Below are 11,236 nucleotides of genomic sequence, written 5' to 3'. Positions count from 1 at the left end.
TCATACAAAAAGAGCCCTAATCACCAAGTGATTAGAACTCCAATATTTTGTTCACCAACAACAGTTGACGAAGAACCAAACTAACAAAGGACGCCGCGTCAACACCACCATTTCTAGTGACTGCTGACACGGTGTCTTTTGTTGGCTAACTAGCCTATTTCGTATCGCCCGAAAGAACTGCCGCGGCGTTCTTAATATGATGAAAATATAGTGGATACCCATTAACGTCTTTACCATTCCGATATTCTTTAACCGTTAGAATGCCACTCTTGGCTTTAACCAAAAACTTACCATTCTTGATTTTGACTGTATAATAGCCGTTCGCATTTGTCTGTTTGCTCCAGGTACACGTGCCCTGCTTGACTTTACGACTGACCTGATACGACTGCTGATCAATGGGATGCCATTTTTTACCAGCGTAATAGCCACCACCAAAAACAAACGTCGACTTCGTAATCTTGACCCGATATTTCAAATCCTGTTCCTGAAACCAACTTCCCCGTACAGCGGTTGGTGTTGGGCGGACAGTTGCGACCGCCCGACCAGTAACTGGTTGATTAGTCATCAAACCAACTGCAGCGCCAAATGAGATCACGGCCAACCCCAAGCATAGTCCGTGTTTCATAGTAAAGCCCCCAAATTTTTATTTTCACAAGTTAATTATACAATGATTTGTTAACAACTGCTAACAAAAAAGCCTATTTCTATCAGGAGATTTTCCTAACAGAAGTAGACTTTTGACATCTTAAATTTAATATTAGTTACTCACGTCTTTGCCGTAACCGCCAAAGACTCGTGCCAAACCCAAGTAGGAGCAAACCGGCTAATAAAACGCCTGCGCTCTTTTCTTCATTGGTTTGTGGCAAGTAACGATTAGATTTATTTTTTGCAGTCGTTGACGATGAACTTGCTGAATCATCGTCAGCAAAAGCTCCGGTACCGCCACCCATCATGTCAGACGATGAGGATTGACCTAAACCTGTCACGGGGACACCACCGGTAACAACGTCTGCAGAGGAAGACCCAGTCGATGTGGAACTCGTCGTGGTCCGCACACTCGATGAGCTACTCCTCTGGCTACTACTAGAAGACGTCATCGATGAGTTTGATGAGTTACTGCTTGACACAGACGGAATGCTCGGTGTCGACGAACTAGTCGTTATTGATGATGAACTTGATAACGATTCCGAAGAAGAACTCGTCGTGATTGACGATGAACTTGAGGACGGTTCCGAAGAAGAACTCGTTGTGATTGACGATGAACTTGAGGACGGTTCTGAAGAAGAACTCGTTGTGATTGACGATGAACTTGAGGACAGTTCTGAAGAAGAACTCGTCATAATTGACGATGAACTTGAGGACAGTTCTGAAGAAGAACTCGTCATAATTGACGATGAGCTCGACGAACCCGTTGGCACTGCCATATCCGTTTGTGTCGTAGAACCAACACCTTTATTGGTGGCATCAATAGTTACTGGGGCTAAACTTAAATTAGGCTCATAACCATCCGGCGCCTGAGTTTCCTTGAAGTAATAAGTACCGTACGTCAAATTGTTAACCGTCAATAGCCCTCTGGCATCGGTCTGCTGCGGACCACTTACAACCGTTTGTTGATCAGCCGCGAGTAGCTCGTACCAAGCATTGCCCACCCCATAACCTGTATCAGATCCGAGCTTAGTCAAGGTCGCCGATCCCAACTTGATTTTTGAATCCTTTTGACCAACTTGGATATCTTTAGTCATTGTTGAAGTCACGGTAAATGGCACAGTATTCTCATTTTTATCATACCCTATAGGGGCAGCCGTTTCTTTGAAATAATAGTCACCGTCTACTAGACCTGTAACGTGAATCTGACCATTAACATCTGTCTTAAGCCCACTTTTAACAATCCCAGTTCCGTTGTATAGATCATAAACCGCTCCACTGAGAACAGCATCATTTTCAGCATCTGTCTTAGTAAAGGTAACCCTGTTCTTCTCATCAACTGGCCAGGTAGCAACGGGTGTGTCCCCATCACTATCTGTGACTGTCACGGGTACTTTATCCGGATTCAATGCATATCCCGATGGCGCCTTTGTTTCCAAGAAATAATAATCTCCCGGCTTAAGGTGTGACATCGTTATCACACCTTGGCCATCAGTCGTTCCCGAACTAACCGCTTGGTCACTGCTATCATACAACGTATACTCGGCTCCACTTAACGCTTGTTTAGTCGTTACATCTGTTTTCGTTAAGACAATTGTGCCTTTATATTTACCTTCAATGTTGCCGTAACCACCCCAATAGATATCGTTATGACTGGTAGCCGGACTTGCAATCGTTCCTGCCCCATTGCCACCTGGATCACCCGTAATTCCGTTAGCACTAGCAACGGATACGCCATTGGTTAAAACACCACTGGTTCCAGTAAGACTACTATCAACATCTGCAAGATACTCGACTTCAATACTAGTTGAAACGTCAGGAAAAATATAAGTCAGTGTCTTACCATCCGGACTAATAATTGGATCGATTGGATCGCCTGGAGCACTGACCTTATTTCCGTCGGTATCCGTATACACAATCTCTTTTCCATCGGCATCCTTATACGTAATCATGGTCGACCCTTGGCGATAAGTTTGGTAATCACCCAGGGTGTCGGTCACGATAGTTTTACCCATATGACTCGCACCAACGTTGAAGAGCACATCCCACTGAAGTACCTTCGGAATTTTATTGGAATTCTTTTCTTCACCATAAACCCAACCATTCTTATTAACAACATAGCCAGGGCCGCCTGAACCGCTGCCACCGCTACCACTAGCAACCTTGGTACCAGTGACTGTGAAACCCAGTAAACCCATCCGGTCAGAATTGGTATGACTCAAATTATCATTAAACGTGATAGTTCCAGTATTCGTTCCTTCATTGAACTTAAATGTTCCGATTTTTAGCGTGTCATTATGACTGTCCATAATATCCAAGTCGCCAACATTACTCGTATTGGCAGTTGTCGGTAACTCAACGTTTGCCGTATCGCCATCATGAACAATCACACCATCGTTGATTCCCCATTCGTAGGAAATCGAGTAATTTTGACTAGCCTCCAAATCGGAGTTGTAATCAACCGGTTCAGATCCACCACCAACTAGCTTTTCAATGGTGACATCTTTCAGAGATAACCCCGTGGTTTCCGATGTAATATCCTTAGCACTTGCCTTAAGTGTCCCTCCACAAATAACAAGTAGGGTTACTAGTAGGCCTAAGCAAGCGACACCCACTTTTTTCCACATCTAATTTGCACCCCTTACATTAACTGTTACACTTTTAAATTAATTATAGCCCAAACAGACAAATTATTTAAGGGGAAATTCATAAACAGCTGTAACCAATTCTAACTAGAACCAAATGTAGGCCCGTCCCTATTGGGAAAGGCCTACATTTTACTCTTTTATTTTTTCTGTTTAACCTTAATTTTGGCTTTTTCTGCCAGTCCCAAGAGCTCCTTCGCATGTTCTAACGCGAGTTTCGTCACCTGCGTCCCCGCAGACATTCTGGCAATTTCGCTGACTCGGTCTTGCTCATTTAACCGAGTTAGATGCGTTTCCGTCCGATCACCGACAATTTTTTTGGAAATAAAGTAATGGTGATCGGCCATAGCCGCGACCTGGGGTAAATGAGTGATACACAAAACCTGTGACTCCCTGGCGATACCACTAATTTTTTCTGCAATGGCTTGCGCGACCCGACCACTGACTCCGGTATCCACTTCATCGAAGATAATCGACGTCACCCCCTGTGACTCGGAGAAAATGGTCTTTAGCGCCAACATGATTCGGGATAATTCCCCACCGGAGGCAATCTTAGCTAATGGTCGCATGGCTTCACCCGGATTCGTTCGCAGGTAAAATTCCACGTGATCCAGTCCGGTACTCAATAATGGCTGGGTCTTCGAGCGCGTGAAGTGAACGGCAAAGACCGTTTTGTCCATATAAAGATCAGCCAATTCACCGTGAATCGCTTGCTCCAATTCTTGAGCGGCCTGTTTACGAGCTTTGCTCAGCTTCTCACCCAGCTTCAACAAAGTCGACTGTTGGTTGGCGACCTGGGTTTCCAAATCATCCGCTGTCTCGTCAGTCGACTGCATTTGTTTAAGCTCCTCCGAGATTTGGTCAAAGTACTTTAAGACTTGGCCTTCGGAGTCGCCGTATTTGCGCTTCAACTGATTGATGACTTCCAGACGACGTTCAATTTCATCTAAACGACCTTCATCCCACTCTAGCATATCCAGTTGGGACGACACATCGCCCACGGCATCACTCAACGCATAATAGGCCGATTCCAGTCCGCCCGCAATCTGCTTGAAGGCTGGATCAAAGTCAGCAATCGCCTGCATGGCCTGCATAGCACTACTGATCTGATCATTTACTCCCGGCGTCGAATCTTCACCTGTCAATATCAGTTGCGTCCGCTGCAAGGCATCATTGATTTTTTGAAAGTTATCTAACCGGTCCCGCTCTGCAATCAAGTCGTCTTCCTCACCCGGCTGTAACTGGGCCGATTCAATCTCGTTGACCTGAAATTTCAGCATATCCAGTCGCTGGGCCCACTCTTTTTCGTTGGCCCGTTTATTTTCTAACGTATCGCGTAATTGCGTATACTGCTGATAGGTTGTCTGGTACTGTGCCTTGAGATCGTGTACCTTGTCCGCTGAAAACTCGTCCAACATTCCCAAATGTTTTTCCGGTTGCATCAGCTCTTGGTGTTCATTTTGCCCGTGAATATCGACAGCCGTTTCCCCAATGTGTTTCAACGTATTGGTATTGACCAGCATGCCGTTGACCCGACAGGTATTACGACCATTACGATGAATCTCCCGTTGCAAAATAACGTTACCGTCATCGTGGTCGATGCCGAGCTCATCGAGGACCTGATAAGTCGTCCCACCCGAGGGAAAAATGAAACTTCCCTGAATAACGGCCTTATCCGTACCCGTCCGAACAAAGTTGGCGGAACCACGCCCGCCCGCTAACAAACCAACCGCGTCAATGATGATAGACTTTCCGGCACCAGTTTCCCCAGTCAAGACCGTCATCCCATTTTTAAACACCACATCGAGGCGCTCGATGATGGCAAAATTTTTAATCGATAGCTCCTGTAACACCTTTTTGCCCCCTAAACAAAAGACCACTGCTGATGCTCAGCTCTGTGCTGGTCGGTCAGTTGTGGTCACTGCTCTTAATCCGCAAGCATGCGGTCAATTGTCTTTTCTAATTGTAAAGCACCCTGATGGGAAACACAAACGGTCAGAACGGAACTATCGTCGCCGACCGTGCCAAAAACATACTCGTAGCGCATCTGATCCAATAATGAAGCAATCACCGGACCATTCCCGGGAAGTACCTTAAGAACTGTAAATTGGTCCTGCACCGCAAAGGATATGTAGGCATTTTGCAAGGTTCGCTGCAATTTCTTTTGGGTATCAATTTTCTTTTGGACGGGCAAACTGTAACGGTAACCGCCAGACTCTGCTGGTAATTTAACCAGCTGCATCTCCTTGATATCCCGTGAAATCGTTGCCTGTGTGACGTGAATGCCGTCCTCGGCAAGCAAACGAACAAAATCCTCTTGTCGTTCAATTTCCCGTGATGTGAGTAACCGTTTCAATAATTGCTGGCGTTCCTGCTTTTTCATACCTGGCCCCCCTTTATGTGATAAAAATGCATAATCTTATCATATACCAGACCTAAGTATTTGGAAAGCAAATTCTAATAATTTTCTCATAATCTATTGTTTGAGGCCTTCATAAGCAGCGTTAATTGTCTCTTCAACGGAAACTGAACTTACACAGACTGCATGTTTATCGACAGATTGTAAGTGAACCAGAAATTCGATATTACCCTCACCACCCCGAATTGGTGAAAAATCGAGTCCGAGAACGCTGTATCCGGTTGCCACCGCAAAATCGATGATCTTTTGGACAACGGCCGTGTGAACCCGCCGTTCACGAACGATACCGTGAGCACCGACGTCACCCCGTTCTGCTTCAAACTGGGGCTTGATCAACGCTACGACATCACCACCGGCCGCCAAGATTTCTTTTAATGGCGGTAAAATCATGTCGAGTGAGATAAAGGACACGTCGATCGACGCAAAGGTTGGCCGACCCTTGGTAAAATCGGCTAACTTACTATAGCGAAAATTGGTGTGTTCCATCACGATGACCCGTGGATCCTGTCGTAATTTCCAAACTAGTTGATTACTACCGACATCCAATGCGTAGCTGAGTTGCGCACCATTCTGTAACATGACGTCGGTAAATCCACCCGTCGAGGAACCAATATCTAAAACGATTCGGTCGGTCACATCGATGTTAAAGACCTCAAGCGCCTTAGCCAGCTTAAATCCACCTCGTGACACGTAAGGGAGAGGATGACCCTTTAAATGAAGTTCGGTATCCGCTGGAATCATTGACCCTGGCTTGTCCAAACGTTCCTCGTTAGTTCCGAGAATCTCACCAGCCATCACGGCACGCTTTGCCTCATCCAGAGATGTATAGAGTCCCTGTTCAACTAGGAGATCCGCCACCCGTTTTTTCTTCATGCTTTCACCCGTTTCGTATCAAAATAGCTAAAGAAAGCCGCTAATAAGCTGCGCCCTTCACTCGCCGGTAATTGTGCCAGCGCTGTCTTCCCTACCTGAATCGTGTCGATCAGCGCTTGATTAGCACCTTGCAGACCCAATTTACCCGGATAGGTATTCTTAGCCTCACCAGCATCCTTTTGCGTCGCCTTACCCAGTTCGGCTGGTGTACTGACCACATCCAAAATATCATCATAGATTTGGAAAGCCAGCCCGAAGGCATCAGCAAACTGAAGGTACGGTGACCACTGGTTTTGTGGCGTTTCACCTAGAATCAATCCTGCTTGTACCGCATAATGCAGCAAGGCACCTGTTTTTTCACGATGTAACACACGTAACTTTGCCAATGGCAGGTCGACGTGCTCGGATTGAATATCCTTGGCCTGACCAGCCACCATGCCGTGCGGTCCAGCAGCTCGTGCCAACGCCTGGGTCAACGCTACTTGTGTCTCGGCTGATAGACCCGTTGCCGTCACCCACTGAAAGGCCAACGTCAACAGACCATCCCCAGCCAGGGTCGCCATCCCGGCACCAAATTTCATGTGGTTGGTGGGTTCACCGCGACGCAGGGCATCGTTATCCATGGCAGGCAAGTCGTCATGAATCAACGAATACGTATGCAACAACTCCAACGCCATAATTGGCCGCCAATCACGCGCCTGTTCCACAGTGTGACCCAGTGCTTGTAAGGTGGCCACCGTCAGCAGTGGCCGCAGTCGTTTACCACCGGCCAATACGGAGTAGCTCATGGCTTCGGCCAACCGATCATCACCGCTATCCGTAGCAATGGCGGCTTTTAATGGTGCGTTGAGCCACGGGACCCACGTCTGTTCAAACTGCGTTAAGCGTGCATCACTTGGCATCACCCGTGCCCCCTTGTGGCGTCTCAAAAGCAACTTCTTGGTCGTCGTCAGACATCATCGTCGTCAATGTCTTTTCGGCGTCTTGCAGGGTCGTTTGCAGATCTTTGCTCAAGGCCACACCTTTTTGAAATTGGGATAAGGCCTGTTCCAGCGGAATATCCCCCTGTTCAAGTTGCGCGACAATTTGTTCTAACGTCGTTAAGTTCTCTTCAAAAGTCGGTTTCGTTTCTTCACTCATGCTGATCCTCCGTTGCTGGTTTGATAGATTTAATTTCTGCTTCAGCCGTGCCATCACTCAAATGAATCGTTGCTGATCCTGGCTTCAAATCGGCAGCTGTTCTGGCAACATGGTCATTTTGTGTGACATAACTGTATCCTCTGCCCATGATTTTCAGGGGACTGAGGTAGTCTAAACCGCTCGCTAATTGACCCACGTACTCCTGCTGTTTAGCCATATAACGCTTCATTTCAGTCGTTAACCGCGTTGCAGTCTGATCTACGGTCTGTTGATCGCGCTGGACCCGCGCTAATGGAGCCTGCACGACGAGGCCTTGACGGGCGAACTGAAAGCGTTGCGTTGCCTGCTGGACCTGCGTTCGAACATTACGATTCAGGGCCTGCTGTGCTCGGTCTAATCGTTGAACGTACGTTTCGTAGAGCCGTTGCGGCTGCCGGAAAACGTAAGCCGTCATCAGCTTGTTCAAACGTTCCTGCTGGAAGTTGATCCGGTTACCCATCGCATTTAATAAGCGCGTACGCTGTTGCTGTAATTTTAACAGTTCATCACGCAATACAGGCACCGCCAACTCGGCAGCTGCCGTGGGGGTTGCCGCACGGACATCAGCGACCAGATCGGCAATCGTGGTATCCGTTTCATGACCGACCGATGAAATCACCGGAATCTGGCTAGCCGCAATGGCCCGGGCCACACTCTCTTCATTAAATGGCCACAGGTCTTCGATCGACCCGCCACCCCGACCAATAATCAAGGTATCATAGGTACCAGCCACATTGACCCGTTGAATCTGGCGAACCAGATCAGGAGCCGCCCCATCGCCTTGAACAACTGCCGGATATAAAACGATTTGTGCGATGGGGTAGCGCCGTCGTGCAGTCGTAATAATATCTCTGATAACGGCCCCACTGGGACTCGTAATCACCGCAATACGCTTCGGGAAGCGTGGTAGTGGCCGTTTAGGCGCTGAAAAAAGGCCTTCTGTCTCCAACTTTTGCTTCAACTGCTCGTAGGCCTGATAGAGTTGGCCAACCCCATCTGGTTCCATCCGTTCCACGTAAATCTGGTAGCTACCACTGGGTTCATAAAGGGAAATTCGACCAGTTACCAGGACTTTCATCCCGGTCTCCGGCGTAAATTTCAGTTTTTCAAATGCTGAACGAAACATAATGGCACTAATTTTCGCGTGATCGTCCTTTAAACTAAAGTACTGGTGCGCGTGCGGTCGTAAGCGAAAATTAGAAATTTCACCGGTCAGATACACCTTGCCTAGGTAAGGGTCAACATCAAATTTTCGTTTTAAATACTGGGTTAATGCTGTGACTGTTAAGTAATCAGTCGTTGCCAAGTTGCTCACTCCACTCACATAGGTCTACTGTTTGTTGCATCAACGTCGCAATGGTCATGGGACCCACACCACCAGGTACAGGCGTGATTGCTCCCGCACGGTCGACGACGCCATCGAAGTCCACGTCACCGGTCAATTTTCCGTTCTCGTCACGGTCCATCCCCACGTCGATCACAATCGCACCGGGTTTCACATCGTTTCGTTTAATCAAGTGGGTCACCCCCGTCGCGACGACTAAAACGTCTGCCTCTCGGGTAAGGTCACTCAGGTTCTTCGTGTAGACGTGCGCGGTGCTAACCGTCATGTCAGCATTTAACAACATTGCTGCCATGGGTCGCCCCACAATCCGGCTACGCCCCACGATGACTGCCCGCTTGCCCCGTAGATGAATCTGCAAGGAATCTAGCATGGTCATGATGCCCCGTGGTGTACAAGAAACGGGATACTTACCGGGTAAGTTCGCAAATAGCCGGCCAACATTCAACGGGTGAAAACCATCAACATCCTTGGCGGGATCGATGGTCGCCACAATAGTCTGTTCATCTAAGCCAACGGGTAAGGGCGACTGAACTAAAATACCGTGGATTACTGGATCCACATTGTATGCCTGAACGATGGCGATTAGTTCCGCCTGGCTGACCGTAGCTGGTAATTGCCGTACGATTGAGTTGATACCGAGCTGTAGTGCCTTTTTATGCTTATTCCGGACATAAATTGTGCTAGCCGGGTCATCCCCCACGATAATCACGGCTAATCCGGGCGTGATGCCACGTTGCGTTAGGGTAGCTACCCGGTCCTTGGTCTGTGCATTGACCTCTTTTGCCAGTTGCTTGCCATCAATGATCGTCGTCATGAAGCTCGTCCTCCCCAAAATTCAAAGTTATGTTCTATTTTAGCATAGTCAGTCCCAAAACGGGACCTTCTCGTCTGGCTCAGATGATTCATTAACCTAAAGCGGGTTGTAGTGAATTAGGCGCAGTGCGACCAGCTATCACAATCCGTTTTTAAGACGGTTGAAAGCTTCAAAATGATCATTAGGACTGTTGTCACTAACGATACGGAGACTACAACTGGTGGTTTTCAGGCGAACCGTCCCCCTCCTTTGGCCGAAGGTGTTCAATCCCTGGTAGTTAGAGTGCACGCATTGCCCCTAATTTAGCAATACCAATTTATATGATTTCAAAAGCAAGGTGAACATTTTGGCTTTTAATCTTTAGTCAAGTCTAAAAAAAGACCAACCGCTAGTAGTTTAGCAGTCGGTCTAATTAATGACTAAGATTGTGAATCCAAAGGTTCATCTAACGTATGTGCTAACACACCATTAATGAACCGCCGTGAGCGGTCGTCGCTAAAGTTCTTGGCTAATTCCAAGGCTTCGTTAACGGCTACACGGTCAGGCACTTCTTCCACGTAGTCAATTTCATAAAATGCTAATCGGAGGATCACAAGGTCAGTCTTCGCAATTCGCTTCAACTGCCAACCTGTACTTAAATACTGGTCAATTTGTGCGTCCAATTCGCTTTGATGTGCCAAGACACCCGTCACTAACGTTTGTAGGTAATCTGGCACGGGAACGGTTTGGTTCGGGTCGTCCGTCAGAACACGTTGATACAACGCATCGTGATCGGCATCGGGATTGGCGTTCAACGCAAATAACATTTGAAACGCCCGTTCCCGAATTTGATGTCGTGTAAGTGTCACTATTGGTCACTGTCTCCTTCATCGCTCTGGTTAAACAGGTTATCAGGGTCGACCTGTTGCGCCGTCTTTTCGGGAATGACGCCTTCCACGTGAACGTTAACTTCACGTAAATCGAGGTCCGTCATGAACAGCAATTGTTGTTTGACGCTATCCTGAATGGCTAAGGCGACCTTTGGCACGGCAACCCCGTAATTCAAGTAAACGTAAACATCAACTGCTAATTCGTCGCCGTCAAAGACTAATTTAACGCCTTTGCCATGTTGTTCCTTGCGACCGAATAATTCCGTGACGCTGTTTGCCAGAGACCCCCGCATCCGAGCAACACCTTCAGTTTGGCTAGCCGCAATACCCACAATAATTTCGAGAACTTGCGGTGCTACTTCAATCTTGCCTAAAGCGGGTTCCTTTGATTCTAAAATAATATTAGTATCTTCTGCCATTCGTTGACCCTCCCTTACTGATTAAACG

11 protein-coding genes are annotated in these 11,236 nt (G+C 47.5%); all 11 read right to left on the bottom strand.

What is annotated here, in order from left to right:
* Nucleotides 1-154 precede the first annotated feature (154 nt).
* A complete protein-coding gene (locus EKM89_RS11110) occupies nt 155-625 on the bottom strand; it encodes a hypothetical protein (RefSeq protein WP_125688542.1) in 471 nt (156 codons plus the stop codon).
* Between the two features lie 136 nt (nt 626-761).
* Nucleotides 762-3,272 carry a SpaA isopeptide-forming pilin-related protein gene (locus EKM89_RS11105; protein ID WP_125688540.1) on the bottom strand — a complete coding sequence of 837 codons (2,511 nt, stop codon included), beginning with the start codon at nt 3,270-3,272 and terminating at the stop codon, nt 762-764.
* Between the two features lie 158 nt (nt 3,273-3,430).
* Nucleotides 3,431-5,143 (bottom strand): DNA repair protein RecN, encoded by a 1,713-nt coding sequence (recN, locus tag EKM89_RS11100; protein WP_125688538.1) that lies wholly within the window; start codon nt 5,141-5,143, stop codon nt 3,431-3,433.
* A 74-nt stretch (nt 5,144-5,217) separates the two neighbouring features.
* The gene (locus EKM89_RS11095) at nt 5,218-5,673 is read right to left on the bottom strand and encodes an arginine repressor (protein ID WP_048736191.1); all 456 of its coding nucleotides are present in this window, start codon (nt 5,671-5,673) and stop codon (nt 5,218-5,220) included.
* Between the two features lie 93 nt (nt 5,674-5,766).
* Entirely contained in the window at nt 5,767-6,582 is an 816-nt protein-coding gene (locus tag EKM89_RS11090; RefSeq protein WP_125688536.1) for a TlyA family RNA methyltransferase, read from the bottom strand.
* A complete protein-coding gene (locus EKM89_RS11085; protein WP_125688534.1) occupies nt 6,579-7,484 on the bottom strand; it encodes a polyprenyl synthetase family protein in 906 nt (301 codons plus the stop codon). The genes EKM89_RS11090 and EKM89_RS11085 overlap by 4 nt, the downstream gene beginning before the upstream one ends.
* On the bottom strand, nt 7,474-7,722 hold the full coding sequence (locus EKM89_RS11080; protein ID WP_125688532.1) for an exodeoxyribonuclease VII small subunit: 249 nt from the start codon (nt 7,720-7,722) through the stop codon (nt 7,474-7,476). Before EKM89_RS11080 ends, EKM89_RS11085 begins: the two co-directional genes overlap by 11 nt.
* Entirely contained in the window at nt 7,715-9,067 is a 1,353-nt protein-coding gene (gene xseA, locus EKM89_RS11075) for an exodeoxyribonuclease VII large subunit (protein ID WP_125688530.1), read from the bottom strand. Before xseA ends, EKM89_RS11080 begins: the two co-directional genes overlap by 8 nt.
* Nucleotides 9,054-9,920, bottom strand: coding sequence for a bifunctional 5,10-methylenetetrahydrofolate dehydrogenase/5,10-methenyltetrahydrofolate cyclohydrolase (locus tag EKM89_RS11070; RefSeq protein ID WP_125688529.1), 867 nt, complete (start codon nt 9,918-9,920; stop codon nt 9,054-9,056). The genes xseA and EKM89_RS11070 overlap by 14 nt, the downstream gene beginning before the upstream one ends.
* A 419-nt stretch (nt 9,921-10,339) precedes the next feature.
* Nucleotides 10,340-10,768, bottom strand: a complete 429-nt coding sequence (gene nusB / locus EKM89_RS11065) for a transcription antitermination factor NusB (protein WP_125688528.1) — start codon at nt 10,766-10,768, stop codon at nt 10,340-10,342.
* Nucleotides 10,768-11,208 carry an Asp23/Gls24 family envelope stress response protein gene (locus EKM89_RS11060; RefSeq protein WP_048736198.1) on the bottom strand — a complete coding sequence of 147 codons (441 nt, stop codon included), beginning with the start codon at nt 11,206-11,208 and terminating at the stop codon, nt 10,768-10,770. Before EKM89_RS11060 ends, nusB begins: the two co-directional genes overlap by 1 nt.
* Nucleotides 11,209-11,236: the final 28 nt, after the last annotated feature.

Origin of the sequence: Levilactobacillus fujinensis, assembly GCF_003946335.1 — a bacterium.
Classification (GTDB): Bacteria; Bacillota; Bacilli; order Lactobacillales; family Lactobacillaceae; genus Levilactobacillus; species Levilactobacillus fujinensis.
This window is presented reverse-complemented; position numbering and strand designations above follow the sequence as displayed.